This is a genomic window from Erwinia papayae, from assembly GCF_058241465.1.
Genome location: NZ_JBZCHT010000007.1, coordinates 1 through 14,296, shown reverse-complemented (window position 1 = coordinate 14,296; position 14,296 = coordinate 1). Strand labels below are relative to the sequence as shown.

Annotated in this window: 17 protein-coding genes and 3 pseudogenes; 11 read left to right on the top strand and 9 right to left on the bottom strand. The window is 45.7% G+C overall.

The window, feature by feature from the left end; translation table 11 throughout:
* Nucleotides 1-475 precede the first annotated feature (475 nt).
* The 4 genes from AC3RPL_RS03420 to AC3RPL_RS03405 all read left to right on the top strand — a co-directional run bounded on the left by AC3RPL_RS03420 (nucleotide 476) and on the right by AC3RPL_RS03405 (nucleotide 3,212).
* Nucleotides 476-709 (top strand): hypothetical protein, encoded by a 234-nt coding sequence (locus tag AC3RPL_RS03420; protein WP_142816663.1) that lies wholly within the window; start codon nucleotides 476-478, stop codon nucleotides 707-709.
* 53 nt (nucleotides 710-762) lie between these two features.
* Nucleotides 763-1,449 (top strand): SAM-dependent methyltransferase, encoded by a 687-nt coding sequence (locus AC3RPL_RS03415; RefSeq protein ID WP_490738993.1) that lies wholly within the window; start codon nucleotides 763-765, stop codon nucleotides 1,447-1,449.
* A 108-nt stretch (nucleotides 1,450-1,557) separates the two neighbouring features.
* A complete protein-coding gene (locus tag AC3RPL_RS03410; protein ID WP_490738992.1) occupies nucleotides 1,558-2,484 on the top strand; it encodes a hypothetical protein in 927 nt (308 codons plus the stop codon).
* Nucleotides 2,481-3,212 (top strand): 2OG-Fe(II) oxygenase, encoded by a 732-nt coding sequence (locus AC3RPL_RS03405; protein ID WP_490738991.1) that lies wholly within the window; start codon nucleotides 2,481-2,483, stop codon nucleotides 3,210-3,212. The genes AC3RPL_RS03410 and AC3RPL_RS03405 overlap by 4 nt, the downstream gene beginning before the upstream one ends.
* Before the next feature lie 39 nt (nucleotides 3,213-3,251).
* On the opposite strand, the gene AC3RPL_RS03400 is transcribed toward AC3RPL_RS03405, so the two are convergent.
* Both AC3RPL_RS03400 and AC3RPL_RS03395 read right to left on the bottom strand, forming a co-directional pair.
* Entirely contained in the window at nucleotides 3,252-4,325 is a 1,074-nt protein-coding gene (locus tag AC3RPL_RS03400; RefSeq protein ID WP_490738990.1) for an MFS transporter, read from the bottom strand.
* 303 nt (nucleotides 4,326-4,628) lie between these two features.
* Nucleotides 4,629-5,207, bottom strand: coding sequence for a recombinase family protein (locus AC3RPL_RS03395; protein WP_490738989.1), 579 nt, complete (start codon nucleotides 5,205-5,207; stop codon nucleotides 4,629-4,631).
* 149 nt (nucleotides 5,208-5,356) lie between these two features.
* On the opposite strand from AC3RPL_RS03395, the gene AC3RPL_RS03390 reads away from it, so the two are divergent.
* From AC3RPL_RS03390 to AC3RPL_RS03380, 3 genes are all read left to right on the top strand, one after another.
* The gene (locus tag AC3RPL_RS03390) at nucleotides 5,357-8,404 is read left to right on the top strand and encodes a Tn3 family transposase (protein WP_490738988.1); all 3,048 of its coding nucleotides are present in this window, start codon (nucleotides 5,357-5,359) and stop codon (nucleotides 8,402-8,404) included.
* 102 nt (nucleotides 8,405-8,506) lie between these two features.
* Nucleotides 8,507-8,749 carry a type II toxin-antitoxin system ParD family antitoxin gene (locus AC3RPL_RS03385; protein ID WP_008815935.1) on the top strand — a complete coding sequence of 81 codons (243 nt, stop codon included), beginning with the start codon at nucleotides 8,507-8,509 and terminating at the stop codon, nucleotides 8,747-8,749.
* A complete protein-coding gene (locus AC3RPL_RS03380; protein WP_490738987.1) occupies nucleotides 8,742-9,026 on the top strand; it encodes a type II toxin-antitoxin system RelE/ParE family toxin in 285 nt (94 codons plus the stop codon). The genes AC3RPL_RS03385 and AC3RPL_RS03380 overlap by 8 nt, the downstream gene beginning before the upstream one ends.
* 47 nt (nucleotides 9,027-9,073) lie before the next feature.
* On the opposite strand, the pseudogene AC3RPL_RS03375 reads toward AC3RPL_RS03380, so the two are convergent.
* The 7 genes and pseudogenes from AC3RPL_RS03375 to AC3RPL_RS03345 form a co-directional block, all read right to left on the bottom strand.
* Nucleotides 9,074-9,178, bottom strand: a pseudogene (locus tag AC3RPL_RS03375) (molecular chaperone DnaJ); the annotation flags it as partial.
* A 73-nt stretch (nucleotides 9,179-9,251) separates the two neighbouring features.
* Nucleotides 9,252-9,479 (bottom strand): plasmid partition protein ParG, encoded by a 228-nt coding sequence (locus tag AC3RPL_RS03370; protein ID WP_008815937.1) that lies wholly within the window; start codon nucleotides 9,477-9,479, stop codon nucleotides 9,252-9,254.
* 39 nt (nucleotides 9,480-9,518) lie between these two features.
* Nucleotides 9,519-10,139, bottom strand: a complete 621-nt coding sequence (gene parA, locus AC3RPL_RS03365; RefSeq protein WP_490738986.1) for a ParA family partition ATPase — start codon at nucleotides 10,137-10,139, stop codon at nucleotides 9,519-9,521.
* A gap of 518 nt (nucleotides 10,140-10,657) precedes the next feature.
* Nucleotides 10,658-11,266: pseudogene (locus AC3RPL_RS03360) on the bottom strand (recombinase family protein); the annotation flags it as partial.
* Nucleotides 11,267-11,402: 136 nt separating this feature from the next.
* Nucleotides 11,403-11,885, bottom strand: a complete 483-nt coding sequence (locus tag AC3RPL_RS03355; RefSeq protein WP_490738985.1) for a GNAT family N-acetyltransferase — start codon at nucleotides 11,883-11,885, stop codon at nucleotides 11,403-11,405.
* Nucleotides 11,886-11,950: 65 nt separating this feature from the next.
* The gene (locus AC3RPL_RS03350) at nucleotides 11,951-12,268 is read right to left on the bottom strand and encodes a helix-turn-helix domain-containing protein (protein WP_490738984.1); all 318 of its coding nucleotides are present in this window, start codon (nucleotides 12,266-12,268) and stop codon (nucleotides 11,951-11,953) included.
* Nucleotides 12,261-12,668 carry a type II toxin-antitoxin system RelE/ParE family toxin gene (locus AC3RPL_RS03345; protein ID WP_490738983.1) on the bottom strand — a complete coding sequence of 136 codons (408 nt, stop codon included), beginning with the start codon at nucleotides 12,666-12,668 and terminating at the stop codon, nucleotides 12,261-12,263. The genes AC3RPL_RS03350 and AC3RPL_RS03345 overlap by 8 nt, the downstream gene beginning before the upstream one ends.
* 227 nt (nucleotides 12,669-12,895) lie before the next feature.
* On the opposite strand from AC3RPL_RS03345, the gene AC3RPL_RS03340 reads away from it, so the two are divergent.
* The 4 genes and pseudogenes from AC3RPL_RS03340 to AC3RPL_RS03325 all read left to right on the top strand — a co-directional run.
* Nucleotides 12,896-13,447: a hypothetical protein gene (locus AC3RPL_RS03340; RefSeq protein WP_490738982.1), complete on the top strand. Its 552-nt coding sequence runs from the start codon at nucleotides 12,896-12,898 to the stop codon at nucleotides 13,445-13,447.
* A gap of 9 nt (nucleotides 13,448-13,456) precedes the next feature.
* On the top strand, nucleotides 13,457-13,726 hold the full coding sequence (locus tag AC3RPL_RS03335) for a hypothetical protein (RefSeq protein WP_490738981.1): 270 nt from the start codon (nucleotides 13,457-13,459) through the stop codon (nucleotides 13,724-13,726).
* Nucleotides 13,716-13,967, top strand: coding sequence for a hypothetical protein (locus AC3RPL_RS03330; RefSeq protein WP_490738980.1), 252 nt, complete (start codon nucleotides 13,716-13,718; stop codon nucleotides 13,965-13,967). The genes AC3RPL_RS03335 and AC3RPL_RS03330 overlap by 11 nt, the downstream gene beginning before the upstream one ends.
* Nucleotides 13,968-14,031: 64 nt before the next feature.
* Nucleotides 14,032-14,271 (top strand): annotated as a pseudogene (locus AC3RPL_RS03325) (hypothetical protein); the annotation flags it as partial.
* Nucleotides 14,272-14,296 lie beyond the last annotated feature (25 nt).

Below are 14,296 nucleotides of genomic sequence, written 5' to 3'. Positions count from 1 at the left end.
TAAATAACTGGCTGCGTACTGCTCGCCTGTTTTCATCGTTTTAACGAGGAAGGGGGTCTACGCCGGAACCGCCGAAATTTCCGTCCTGGTTTTTTAAGGGTTCTAAGCGAGAACCCGCCAAGAATTTGTCATCGTGTATAAACCAATTTAGCTAAATAGCAAATGTAAAACTCCATCACTCTATAGCCATGGGGTATAAAAGGCTATCAGTATGATTATTATGAATTTTGTTAGTGGCACCTCTCAAAAATAGAATCATCAACTTCAACTACACATGTAAGGATTTGTGATGAGTTGTTGTTGCAATGATGCAAAAATGAACTATAAATGTAAATTGTCCATGCTATTACCACTACTAACGTATAGGCACGATGGATCAGTAAAGAACTCACTTCTAATGATGAACCAATAGGTTCGGAGAAGTTAGAAGTGAGCGAATAACCTAATTAACTCAATAGAACATAAGGATATATTTATGGAAAAAGTTAACATCAAAATGCATCCACGCTTACAGGCTGCAGCACCGATGAATCTTGCCAAGGTCATTGGCGGATTTGACTCTACTAAGTCACTACACCCTCGCTTGCAAGCGGCCGCTCCCATGAACTTGGCTAAAGTGATTGGCGGTTTTGATTCTACCAAGGCATTGCACCCGCGTTTGCAGGCGGCAGCCCCTATGAATCTGGCTAAGGTTATCGGTGGGTTTTAGTTAAATATTCCATGCCTCAATTTCGTATTGAGGCATTTTTAAAAGGATTTTTAATGGGCACAATCTCTGTTATCGGCAGTGGCATGCTGGGTGTGAATCAGATTACCACAGAAGGTTTTTCCGTCATTCAAAGTGTAAATCAGGTTTTCTGGATTGGAGACATTGCAGGTCTGAACGAATATCTTTTCCATCATGAAATACACCATGAAGATCTCTCATATTTGTATGAAGATGGTGGTGTTGATGTTGATAATTACACCAGAATTATCCAGTACATCTCAGAGGTGCTTACTGAGTGTGAACATGTCTGCCTTATCGTTCCTGGTCATCCGAGAGTCGGAGTGACCATCGTTCAATTACTACAGAAATTATCTCAGGATGGGATATTCACTTTTCGTTGTTACCCCGGCATTTCCAGTTTCGATGCGATGATTAATGATATTGGCATTGACCCACTGGAAGAAGGTGTTAGTATACTTGATGCCAACCGGTTGATTATCTATGATTATGCAATGGACCCCTGCATTAACTATTTTATATATCATGTCTGCTCTATTGGTAATGCTAATACAGACTACTCATCACCGCATATCTCAAATAAAGTTATTTATTTAAAATCGAAGTTATTAAAACATTACCCTGCTAACACGCCTATTTTCTTGTTGAGCGCCTCAACTCAAAAAGGACAATCTGCGGATAAGTTACAAGGTGAGATTTCTGATATCGAGACATTGCTTTAAAAAGTTACTTATAAACACACGCTTTATATTCCTAGCTCTTTGCCCACCAAAGATAGGGTAAACTTCGAATTTCTGAAAGAAATTAATGTTATTTAGCAGGAGGGTGAAATGTCAATACTTTCCTATAACGGAAACGATATGCTGAATGATTACTACTCATGCTGCAAGGAATCAGGCCTTCACCAAGATATCAGCGAAAAGTGGCCCCCTATTTGCGCGCAAGTTCGCGATCAGGGAATGCACGATAGGTGTTTTTTTGCATTACCTCGAAAACACGTCTCAAAGATCGATATAGGAAACTGGTCCTTTAACTGGACAAATGAGGATGCAGGACAGGCAATGGCTCTGCTGATGGGGATTACTGATGTCGGTAGCATTCCAGTATGTGATAAACGGTTGGTATTCCTCAATGACGGCGTGAAAAGATTTTCTTCGTTATATGAAAGTGAAATGGCATTCATCTCTGATTTTATTTCAACATTGGTATGGCTGATTCCTAAAAATGAAAATGCCAATAATGGAAGTGCTTCATTTTACGAACTTCCACATGTTACATTTATTTCCGATGCCACACTCTTCTTTCTTCCCCCATTCCATCAGATTCCAAGAGAGTTCGGGTTTCTTGGGTTCGTCGAGAATCTTTATCATGAAGCACTGCATCATCAAGTACACACGTTCAACGCTTTTCATGGTAATCAATACTGTCAGGTAAGTCTGGGGGAGTCGCTGATCGATTTTCCTCAACGGCAAGATCGAACTTTCAGTTATACCCAAGCTTTCAATGCTTGTTACGTTTACGGGGAAATTGTTAGATATCGTCGAAAAGTAGCGCGATACCTTTCCGCAGAGTATCGCGCTAAAGAATTAACATGGATAAATGAGGCATTGGACTCTGCAATAATGATGCGGTTTAATCTGGCCGAATGTTTATATCACGTCAGGGACGCATTTTTACCTCACTGGAAATCACTTATCGAAGAATGGAAGTTGGAAAATGAGATGGGGAAACGTTTCAATTCGGAGGAAATATTATGAGTAATATAGTCGAAGGGGAAGGTTATCTGATTTTTGACGAGTTTTTGAGTAGTGATGAACTCTTCGCCCTTCAGTTATATATGCAGTTTGAGAATTACTATCTCGTCCATTCTCAAGGGTGGTCAAAATCATGGAGGATGACCGACGGTGAGCCTTTGGTCAGTGTTAGTTATTTTTACTCATTGCTGACAGAAAAAACCACCATGGATGATAATGTCATTACGAATGGTATTCATATTTTAAGTGAAAAGATCAGCATTATAACATCACGTCTGCGTGATTTTCTAGGGGAAGACTGGAATGCGTTTTCACTCACAACGTTCCTGTATCCCGCAGGTAGTGGGCTAGGCTGGCATGAAGACGATGCTCAATATAAAGGGGCATATATATTTTATGCGCACCCTGAATGGAAACCTAACTGGGGAGGGGAACTTTGCGTCATCAATACACCTGTTAATTCCAGTGCGGGATTATCCGAACAAACCTACAATGCTTCTGAAGAAGTTTTACGCATGTCAGGTATAACTGGAGGGGCAGTCGGACCTGAGTTTGGATGGACCATCCGTGAACGTAGTATCAATGATTCTGGGGTCGGAACATTTATTTACCCAAAACCTAATAGGCTTGTGATCATAAAACCAAATTATTCACACAGCATAAAGAAGGTTGATGTCAGTGCCGGGGAAAATATGCGTTGTTCCGTTGCTGGTTTTTTTCATAAAAACTGAAGATACGGCCGGAAATCAATACCGGCCGTTTTAATTTCATTAAGACGGACGTTTTACATGCAAAATCAGCAGAGAAGACAGTAATAACCCGGTCATAGAACAAATGACAAGTGCTAATGGGCTGCCTACTTTATCAGCCAGCATTCCCGCAGAAATACTGACAACTGCACCGATAATGATTTGTTTTCTGTAACTGCTTGCAGAAGCGGCAGCTACCTGATCGTTGTCAAAGTTCGTCAGTAAACTGTACCAACCAAGACTATAAATAATGTTTGAAAATACATGTGCAGAGAAAACCAGTAGTAGTGAAACACCTAACAAAGGTGTCAGTGGAACAAACAAATAACACACAATAAATATTGTCATGCACGCAATAATAAATAGTGATGACTGATTCTTATAACGTTCCTCCTTGACCAAAAATGGCCCAAGAAGTTGTCCCAGACTGCGGGCGAACAATAAAAACAGCAGTGTTTCTTTTTGGTCATTATTGCTGTGGACCAATGTAGGCAGGAGCGACATGGCCGGTGCTCCGGTCATCGCCAGTGCCGGCAACAAATAGAGGCTAGCACGTTGTTTTGATGACAACCTTTTAGGCAACCCTTGTGCGTAAACATTCTGTTCTGCATAATTCGCCAGCTTTGGCAGTGAAAATATAAATGTAATGGCTATGATGTAGCTGAGCAGATTTGCCAACAAATAGGTATTGCTCTGAACTGTACCATAAAGGAGTACGCCGACACCGATACCAAATAAAACCTGACAAGCAAACACCAGCGTGTCGATAACCGCACCGGCACCAATATCTTCTGGAGCAAGTTTAGCTTTGGTATAATGATTAATGGCAGGAATGGTGATCCCCGCAGATACCGACGAAGCAACCCCAGCAAGCTGCAGAATAGTCACGGAACCATGAACCAACCCGTACCAGGGAATAATCAAACCCAGTGCGCCAATGCATTCAGCGATCATGAAGCAATATTTTGCTTCAATACGTGCAAGCAGGTATTTTCCTGCAATACTCCCCAAAAACCCCGGTGATGTTGACAAAATAAACGCCAATGCAAAGGAAGATGGCGCCGCGTTCAATCTGGCCAATTCGCCAAAAACCATGATGAACGTCAATCCAGAACCTACAGAGCTGCAAATTAGCGCCAACACGAGTATTCTTAACCAAAGATACTTACGCATTGAGCGTAACAATATCAAAAACATAGCCACCTCAAGACCATTAAACGATTAATTGAATTGATTACCCTCCATGTGATGTCAATTACATCGTCTCGTTCCTTATCTGGATCTGATTGTTGAGATGGTTATACTCCACCGAGTATAGATAAACTTTTCCTATTTTCCAGTTTGGGCTTCAATGTTTTAATCTCCGAACATTTTGACTTTATAGATGAATGAGTGCCATTAGCTTTCCTTACTGCGGGCCAGAGTTCGGTAAACTGTCGGTCGTGACACCGAAAATAGTTCCGCCAGATCGCTGATTGAGTACTGGCCGGTTTCCCGCATACGGCACAGCTCTTTTTGTTGTTTTTCAGACAGTTTCGGCTGCTTCCCCCTCAATTTTCCTTTCGCCCGGGCAATTGCCATGCCTTCGCGAGTCCGCAGGCGTATCAGGTCGCCTTCAAATTCGGCAAATGTGGCCAGCACGTTAAAAAACATCTTCCCCATAGGATCTGCCGGATCGTAGAGGCTGGCTCCCAGCGCCAGCTTCACGCCTCTGGCCTGTAGCGAATCCGCTATCTCTCGTGCGTCAGGAACTGACCGCGCCAGCCGGTCAAGCTTGGGAACAACCAGCGTATCACCGCTGCGCACAGCGGCCAGCGCCTGATCAAGTCCGGGCCGTTGCCTGTTTGAGCCGGTCAGCCCTTTATCGATATAAATCCGGTCCGGAGATATACCGAGTTTCATCAGAGCTTCCTGCTGGGCGGTTAAATCTTGTTTATCAGTAGAGCATCGGGCATACCCGATCCGTATTTCAGTCATAAATGTGTACGTTTAAGGGGCCATGAAAGAGATTGATATCGTACCAGTTATGTGAGACAAGGTCAGCAGTGATTTTAACTGATGCACAAATATCATTTTTTACCGTCCGCAGAGCGGGACCTCTTACGGACATTATTTTCGGGGTCAGGATGACAACTCGTGACAAAGCGACAGGTAAAAGTGAACGATTGGCGGTTTTAAACAGTGCCGAGCAGGAAGCGCTGTATAGCCTCCCGGATTTCGATGATGCTCAGCGACTGGAGTTTCTGGCGCTGAATGAATCTGAACTGGCGCTGGCCTGCAGCCGTCGGGGGCTTCACGCGCAAATTTATTGCATCATCCAGATCGCTTACTTTAAAGCCAAACACCTGTTTTTCCTCTTCGGGTGGGATGATGTTCCCGACGACTGCAGCTTTGTCCTGAGCCGTTATTTCCCCGGGAAGTCACTGCCTGACAAGCTGCCCTATAAGCACGAACGCTATGCTCAGCGGGAAAAAATCTGCGCGCTGTATGGTTACCGCCCGTGGTCATCTTCGCTGTCTTCACAACTTGAGCAACAGGCCGCCCACATTGTTCACCGCGATGTCACTCCCGGTTTTGTCGCCACGGAGTTGATCATCTGGCTCAACGAGCACAAAATCATCCGACCCGGCTATACCACGCTCCAGGAGCTGGTAAGCCGGACACTTTCTGATGAAAGGCAGCGGCTGGCGCGTATCTTGATGGAGCAGCTTGATGACGACACCATTGATGGTTTGAATACGCTGATTGAACGCGATGATACCCTTTCCCAGCTGGCGATCCTCAGGCAGGATGCACGTGATTTCGGCTGGCGTCAGATGGTTCAGGAACGGGAAAAACGGGCCATACTGGCGCCATTGCACCGCAGAGCCTGCGACATCCTGCCGGCACTGAATATTTCTCAGCAGAATCTGCTTTACTACGCCAGCCTGGCAAATTTCTATACCGTTTATGATCTCCGTGAACTGAAGCCCGATCAGACCCGCCTTTACCTGCTGTGCTATGCATGGGTGCGTTACCGCCAGTTTAGCGATAACCTGGTGGATGCGATGTTTTTCCATATGAAACAGCTCGAGGATGAGAGCTGCAGCGTGGCCAAACAGCTTCTGGCCGACGTCCAGGAAAAACACCGGCGTGAAACATCTAAAATCGGACGACTGCTGTCGCTTTATGTTGATGACAGCGTCCCGGACCCGACCACTTTTGGCGAAGTCCGCCGGCGGGCCTGGAAAATCATGCCGCGGGAGGCGCTGAAAACCACCGCACAGCGCATGAGTGTAAAACCCGTCAGTAAACTGGCGCTGCAGTGGCAGGCCGTGGACGGGTTGACGGCATTAATTCGACGTCACCTGCGGCCATTATTTCTGTCACTCGACCTCACCAGCGTGATCCACGACAGCCCGTGGGCGGAGGCGCTGAGCTGGCTCAAAATGGTGTTCAGCAAAAAGCAGACGCTTTCACAGCGGTCACTGGCGGAATGCCCGCCGGGCACATTACCGGAGCGGCTGCGCCCGTATTTGTTGGAGTTCGGCGAGGATGGCGAGCCCACAGGCCTGAACGCCGGGCGCTATGAGTTCTGGCTCTACCGCCAGATAAGAAAGCGTTTTCAGGCGGGTGAGTTCCATCTCAATGACAGTCTCCGCCACCGCCATCTTTCTGATGAACTGGTACTGGAAGGGGCACAGGCCGCTGTCCTGGCTGAAATGAATATTCCGTTTTTGCAAAAACCGGTTAAATCGCAGCTCAGGGCGCTGGAGTCCGAATTGCACCGACAGTGGAAAGCCTTCAACCGCGAGCTGAAGCAGGGGAAGCTGAAACATCTGGAATACGATGCAGTAACACAGAAACTGACCTGGCATAAGTCCGTGGTCAGCCGTCATAAGGCGCAGGAGAAGCGATTTTATGAGCAGCTGCCATTCTGCGATGTAACCGACGTCTTCCGGTTTGTTAACGGCCAGTGCCGGTTTCTTCATGCCATGAAGCCGCTGCAACCCCGCTATGCCAAAAAGAATGCCGATGCAGACAGCCTGATGGCGGTCATCGTTGCCCAGGCGATGAATCACGGTAACCATGTGATGGCACGAACCAGCGATATTCCGTTCCATTTGCTGGAAACCACGTACGAACAGTACCTCCGCCTGGCGTCACTGGTCATGGCCAATGACTGCATCACCGATGCCATAGAGGCACTGCCGATTTTCCCGCACTATTCGTTTGATCCGGAAACGCTTTATGGTGCCGTTGACGGGCAGAAGTTTGGCATTGAACGGCCGACAGTAAAGGCCCGACATTCACGTAAATACTTCGGCCGCGGTAAAGGCATGGTGGCCTACACGCTGCTGTGTAACCATATCCCGATCAACGGTTACCTGATTGGCACGAACGACTATGAAGCCCACCATGTCTTTGATATCTGGTACCGCAACACCTCAGAGGTGAAACCCACGGCCATCACCGGCGACATGCACAGCATAAATAAAGCCAACTTTGCGATCCTGCACTGGTTTGGCCTGCGCTTTGAGCCTCATTTTACGGACCTGAACCGGCAGCTGCAGGAGCTGTACTGCATCAGGGAACCGTCGGCCTACAAAAAATGCCTGATCCAGCCCGCCGGACAGATTGACCGGGACCTTATCATCCGCGAAAAAAGCAATCTCGATCGCTTCGTCGCCACGCTGGGGCTGAAAGAAATGACGCAGGGGACGCTGGTCCGGAAACTGTGCACGTACACCACAACCAATCCGACCCGGCAGGCACTATTCGAATATGACCGGCTGGTTCGCAGCATCTACACACTGAAGTATCTGCGCGATCCGCAGCTGGAACGCAACATCCGGCGTTCCCAGAACCGGATTGAATCTTATCACCAGCTGCGTGCCGCAGTGGCCAAAGTTGGCGGAAAAAAGGAGTTAACCGGAAAAAATGACATTGAAACAGACATCAGCAACCAGTGCGGGCGGCTGATTTCAAACGCGATCGTGTATTACAACTCGGCGATCCTGTCGCGATTGCTGGAACGGCTGGAAGCGGAAGGTAATGCCAAAGGCATTGAAACTCTGGCTCGAATATCACCGGTGGCCTGGCAGCACATTTTGCTGAACGGACATTATACCTTCCAGAGCAGCGATGAAATTATTGACCTGGATGCGCTGGTTGCCGGGCTGAAACTGAGGTAACGGAAATTTCGGCGGTTCCGGCGTAGAACCCCAGGAACCCTTTCGTTGACACCAGGAGCGGGTATTCCTATCATTGTGCTGATAGTTAACACAGGGGGCATTATGGCCAGAACAACAAGCGTTACGATTGGCGAACAGCTCGATTCGTTTATCAGTCGATTAATAGACAGTGGCCGTTACGGCTCTGCGAGTGAAGTTATGCGCTCTGCTCTGCGGTTGCTGGAGCAACAGGAAACAAACGATGAAGTTGTTCGCCAGGCTGTTATTGCTGGGCTGGAAAGCGGTGAAAGCTCGCTATCACTGCGGGATATTGCAGCACAAAGAAAACTGAGACATCGTGTATAAACTCACCGAACGGGCGGCAGAAGACTTCGCCGGGATTTATGACTATACGCTCTTAAAATTTGGTGAAGCTCAGGCAGACCATTATACAGACGCACTTGAGGCATTTTTCGAGACACTGTCCGGAATGTCTGATATGGGGCGGGACTACAATGCCGTCCCTGGTGTGATGCGCATTGAATTTCAGCGACATGCCATTTTTTATACGGTTCGTGATACAGATATTCTGATTGTGCGTATTTTGCACCAACAGATGAACCATAAACGCCATTTACTGTAAATCTAAACACGCTGCTGCGCTTTGCTTGGCCAACACCGATCCGGCACATAAACTAAACCAGATAGTCCGGTGAGTGCATTTAACACGTTTTCCAGGTCTTCTCCGTAGTTATAGTGTGCATTTTCGTCGGTACTCTGAAACGAGTTAATTTTATGCACCAGATTAGTGTTCTCGGGAAAAAAACGGTGTGTTTTTGAGTTAATGTGTATTTACACATTTGAGTTTTTAACTGTCATTTTCTTTCAACCAGTTATCAACCAAGTCCTTTATTACATCAGTAATAGATGTACCTTGCTTTGCACACGCAGCTTTGAAGCGGATATGTATTTCTTCATCAAAGTTAACGTTGACTCTCTTTTGCTTTCCTGTGGGTGTGCTATTGACGACTTTTTCAAGATCCCGATGCTCACCGAAACTCATTGTTTTTGATGTATGTTGTTTAGTTAGTGCCATACATAACCTCTTAATATGCTAAAATGAGTATATGAGTTTTTACTCAAATAATTCAAGTATTTCTCGCGTCAGAATGGCTATCTCGCCCTTTGCTGCTCCATCGTTGGTATCGAAAACGCTCTCACCTTCCATCACGGACTTAACATAACTTTGGCGCTGTGTGATCGCTGTTTTGAACGGCTTAATACCCGTCTGAGCAATGCTATCTTTCAGGACGTTAAGCATGGTGGCTTGTTCAATTTTCCGTGTGATGAGGAATCTAGCTTCTACCGGACGATTATAAGCCTGGGCTTCCAGTACAGTGACTACAGAACCGGCAGCGGAAAAATCCAGAGGGCTGGGTGTTACCGGGATGATAATCAGATCGCTGACCATCACCGCTGCTGAAGTAATAACTGACAAAGAACCGGCACCATCAATAATGACAAAGTCATATTCAGCCAGATCCTTTCTTATCTGGTAAACGTCTTTCTCTGATGCTGCGGTGTAAACATCGAATGCTGCTTTCTCTGCTTTATTCCAGTTAGTCAGGCTCATCTGCGGGTCTGTATCTACAACTGCAATTTTCTTACCCGAACTGGCAAGGCAGCTACTGACGTTGATCGCCGCAGTCGTTTTACCAGACCCCCCTTTGGGGTTGAGGAACGCGATAATTTTCATGTCTAAACCTCATTTGCGTGTTTACTCATTTGAGTTTAATTATACACATAAACTCAAATGAGTAAATGTGTTTTATATGTGTAAATGAGTATATGTGTGTTTTTTAAGATTAGACCTTGCGGGGAATATTGGTTCTGACTGCTACTAGTGACTTATTGCCAGCCTCCATCGTATTCCTTCCAGCCCTGATTAGTCGCATCGTTGATTAGCGTCATATCGTCGACCACGCAGTTACGCATCTCAGCAGTGCGGTAAATCTCGTCAAAGAGTTCGTCAATCTGCTCTTTCAAATCGGCCTCATCGCTGTACGTAAAAATCAGACTGTACTCGTTGTTGTCCAACACCTTTCCGTCATAGTCGCACTCAACCAGCCAGGCAATATCTTCTCTGACCTTTTTCTTACCTCGGGTAAATTTGCTACCGTTCTGCACTGGCACCCATAGCGTGGTTGCCACGGAAAATGCGGTAGCACTCTCAGGTTTCCCGGAAGGAGAGGGTAGGGAAGGAGCTGAGGCGAACTGTTTAATCGCCCGGCTAATGGTGCCACGACTGCAATTGATGGTCTTTTGAACCTGGCTCCAGGAGCTGCCGCTGGCCAGCAACCGATTAATGGCATCATAGCGATGTTGGTTAACCTTCCTTCCCTGGTATTTGCCTTCCGCTTTTGCTTTGGCGATCCCCTGTTTCTGGCGTTCCCGGCGCTGCTCATAGTCGCGCCGGGCCACAGCGGCCAGCATATCGAGCAACATGTCATTGATGGCTGAAAACATCCGGTTATCAAAATCAGCCAGCCCCGGTGATAAATGTAGCCAGGTAGTGGGAACATTAACGGCCACGACTCTTATATTTTTCCTGGCAATCATTTTCTTGAGCGTGATCCAGTCATTCCCGGCCAGACGTGAAAGGCGATCGACATCCTCAATGAGTAATACATCACCAGGGCGACTGTCATTGAGCAAACGAAAAAGTTCGGGACGCTCCAGGCGAGCGCCTGATTCATTCTCAGCATAATAGTTACAGATGATGACATTATGCTCATGAGCAAAGCGGTCAAGCATATCGCGGGCACGTTGAGCATCCTGCTCACTGGTCGAAGCCCGAAGGTAGGCGCGAACAAACATGGACATGGTACTGTTAGAGTCCTTTAGTGATACCGGTCTGGTTAGGGTTGATGCCATGTAGATAAAAAGTACCGGATTCTGCCAGTTCGGTATAGGGATACTTAAACAGTACTATCAGTTGTGACGTAATTCGCTGATTAAACTAATCTACAAATCGGTACATTTTCTTACCGCCTTGAGTTGTATTTATTAGCTTGAACCCACTTCCGGCCAGCAACTTCATCATTTTTATGGACGGAGGTAGACAGGATGCTTCCAGCATGTGACCGGGAGTAGCTTCAATAATCGAGGTAAGCATATTTTTGCCAATACCTTTACCCTGCTTATCTGCTGCAACCGCGAACATACGGATCTCCAGATGCGAAGCGCGGCCAGCAAAATCATTACGCCCGGTAAGCAGGGCAAAACCCACTGGTTCTCTCTTTAACTGCCCGTCAAAGACAAAGAGATAATCCCCTATGGGAATATTATCTCTATATTTTCGAGTAACGCTCTCAAGCTCAGATTTTACTGTTTCAAAGCCCTTGCCACCAAAATTAAAAAATGCACCTGATGTTATCCCATCACGCACCAAATTCATGATAAAAGGTATATCTCTATCATTCCCTAATCGCATATCGAGCATGTATTTCCTCCAGTAAAATGAAAGCCGCGTAAGCGGCTTCCCTTTCTTACAGTAGCATTACTGGCTTATGCCATGAACACTTGTGGCCCTTTAGCATCGATGATGTTAATGATTCGCAGAGCAGCCTTATTCGGTTTGCTTTCGTTTCGCTCCCATTTGGAGACGCTTTCTACAGACATGCCGGTTGTTATAGCCAATGCGGCTTGCGACATGTTGTAGCGAGTGCGGACTTCCTTTATCTGGCTACCGGTCATAACTCGGATCGCCGGGATATTACGGGCTGCGACCGCTGCATCAATTGCAGTTACGGTTTCATCTTTTACCACGCCTAGTTTGTTATAGCGTTCAGCCATACCTTGAATGCGTTTCAGACGTTCAGTCATCACAATTTACCTCGATCAGTTCTTTATCAGACAGAAGCTTATTTATAGTTGCCGGACTCATTGAGATAAAATCTTTTGCGATATTGCAGTAAGCATCAATTTCATCATCTTCAAGCTCTTTTCCTTTCTTTTTTGAAAGCCCACTCTTCAGATACATATCAAAAAAGAAGATGTTGTCGCCATCATTGAAAAAAACGATTGATCGTGCTCCATCTCTGGCTCCTACTCCGGGCAAGCCGAGGCGCTTTTTAAAGGTGAATTTTCCAAGTGGATCACCCGGCAGACCAGAAAAAATAGCCTTAGCCGCTTTGCACAACATGGCATTGCTGATGCGGGCCTTCTGCCGCTCTGCCTCAAATTCAGGTGTTAAATAAATTCCCATGACACTCAATGCATCCATGTTACCGTAATAATTACTATAGTATTAATTACGGGTTTGCGCAAGTTGCATGGCATACAAACGCTGGTGAAACTCTCCTATATAATGATTTTTAGAGCAAAAATTTAAGCCGAGTGTGTCCGGTTCCTGATTTAGCAATGGCTCTCTTCCGCTTCCTCGCTCACTAACTCGCTACGCTCGGTCGTTCGGCTGCGGCGAGCGGTGTATGCTTTATAAGGCTGAATCAGATGAAAGAACAGAAAAATTTCTTTGAACGGTATCAACCTGTGTTTGAAATCGTTGGTCGAATCCTTGGGAACGGCTGGCGTGTAAATCTGCTCGATGATTGCCAGTACAGGATAAAGCTAACCTCGCCTCAGTATAAAAATTTCTCTATACATATTCGAATGGAGAAAGGAAGGTTAGTTATCATCGGAAGCGTAGATAGTCGAAGCTGGCGAGGCCCTTACCATACTTGCACTGTATCGCCAGAACGTAACCCTGTAGAAATCGCCGCCGATATTGAAAAGAAAATTCTGACGGATGCTTTAGAGAATGTAGATATTGCGCGAGAATATGAACAACAGTTACAGCGAAAACGCGATGAAATTCAGATCCTGAAAGGGATGCTATCTCGTTTAATGCATCTTGATAGCTGGCATGGGGCATTGACCGGTTTTAAAGTTGAGAATGGGTTAGATGGTAACGTATCAGAACGGGGCGACGGATATGAAATGATAATTCGTGGCCTGAGTGTGGATCAGCTCATAAAGGTAGCGGGGTTTATTAAAAAGTTATGAGGCAAAAAAATGAATGAAGTCCTGAGCGACAGAAAAAACAAAGGTAATGTAACATACAGGATTGTTGTGTCTGAAGATGCAACACGTTTGTTTATTGAACTTGAAAAACTGATGAAGGTACGCTCAAAAGAAGCCGATAAAAAAACAACTAAAAAGGTTGTTTTTAAGAAATATTTTTATCATGAAGAATTCAGTAACGTTAAAGATGAAATTGAAGACCCAATTTTATTGAAATTCTATACAGATACTATTTTGAAGGTACAAAATCATGATTTTTAAACCTACACCTGAAGAGGTGAAACAAGCTCGTATCAAGGCTGGCTTTACGCAACAGGAGGCCGCAGAACGGTTTGGCTTTACGTTATCAGCCTGGCAAGCTAAAGAAACATCTGGGAAAACGTCAAGAGGTTTGGCTGCTGGGACTTACGAATTGTTATTATTGCTGGCTGATGAATATCCTGATTATAAACTAATTAAGCGGGAATCAATTATATTGCCATACCATCATTTGATTGTATAATGGGTTTGTTGGTTAGGAATGGTTCCCTACCTTATCCAGTAGCCCAAACGGGCGGGAGATTTATATGACTGTATTAGTTTTTATAAATGGCAATGTTTCAGTTGGTGATGTATTTGCATCATCATGGGGTTATGAGAAAACTAACGTTAACTTCTATCAGGTAGTTTCTACTCACGGTAAGAAAACCGTCACTGTACGAGAAATTCGCGCTGCTACTCACCTTACCAACTCAATGATTGGATATAAGATCCCTGTCCTTGATGATTTCACTGGTGAATGTCTGAAGCGTCAGGTTAAAGTCTGCTAAGACGAACTCGCAATCAAGATAG

Excerpts from the sequence above, each read along its gene's own strand:
- AC3RPL_RS03420 (WP_142816663.1), top strand. The coding sequence starts at position 476 with ATGGAAAAAGTTAACATCAAAATGCATCCACGCTTACAGGCTGCAGCA.
- AC3RPL_RS03415 (WP_490738993.1), top strand. The coding sequence starts at position 763 with ATGGGCACAATCTCTGTTATCGGCAGTGGCATGCTGGGTGTGAATCAG.
- AC3RPL_RS03410 (WP_490738992.1), top strand. The coding sequence starts at position 1,558 with ATGTCAATACTTTCCTATAACGGAAACGATATGCTGAATGATTACTAC.
- AC3RPL_RS03405 (WP_490738991.1), top strand. The coding sequence starts at position 2,481 with ATGAGTAATATAGTCGAAGGGGAAGGTTATCTGATTTTTGACGAGTTT.
- AC3RPL_RS03400 (WP_490738990.1), bottom strand. The coding sequence starts at position 4,325 with ATGGTTTTTGGCGAATTGGCCAGATTGAACGCGGCGCCATCTTCCTTT.
- AC3RPL_RS03395 (WP_490738989.1), bottom strand. The coding sequence starts at position 5,207 with ATGACTGAAATACGGATCGGGTATGCCCGATGCTCTACTGATAAACAA.
- AC3RPL_RS03390 (WP_490738988.1), top strand. The coding sequence starts at position 5,357 with ATGACAACTCGTGACAAAGCGACAGGTAAAAGTGAACGATTGGCGGTT.
- AC3RPL_RS03385 (WP_008815935.1), top strand. The coding sequence starts at position 8,507 with ATGGCCAGAACAACAAGCGTTACGATTGGCGAACAGCTCGATTCGTTT.
- AC3RPL_RS03370 (WP_008815937.1), bottom strand. The coding sequence starts at position 9,479 with ATGGCACTAACTAAACAACATACATCAAAAACAATGAGTTTCGGTGAG.
- parA (WP_490738986.1), bottom strand. The coding sequence starts at position 10,139 with ATGAAAATTATCGCGTTCCTCAACCCCAAAGGGGGGTCTGGTAAAACG.
- AC3RPL_RS03355 (WP_490738985.1), bottom strand. The coding sequence starts at position 11,885 with ATGCTCGATATGCGATTAGGGAATGATAGAGATATACCTTTTATCATG.
- AC3RPL_RS03350 (WP_490738984.1), bottom strand. The coding sequence starts at position 12,268 with ATGACTGAACGTCTGAAACGCATTCAAGGTATGGCTGAACGCTATAAC.
- AC3RPL_RS03345 (WP_490738983.1), bottom strand. The coding sequence starts at position 12,668 with ATGGATGCATTGAGTGTCATGGGAATTTATTTAACACCTGAATTTGAG.
- AC3RPL_RS03340 (WP_490738982.1), top strand. The coding sequence starts at position 12,896 with ATGAAAGAACAGAAAAATTTCTTTGAACGGTATCAACCTGTGTTTGAA.
- AC3RPL_RS03335 (WP_490738981.1), top strand. The coding sequence starts at position 13,457 with ATGAATGAAGTCCTGAGCGACAGAAAAAACAAAGGTAATGTAACATAC.
- AC3RPL_RS03330 (WP_490738980.1), top strand. The coding sequence starts at position 13,716 with ATGATTTTTAAACCTACACCTGAAGAGGTGAAACAAGCTCGTATCAAG.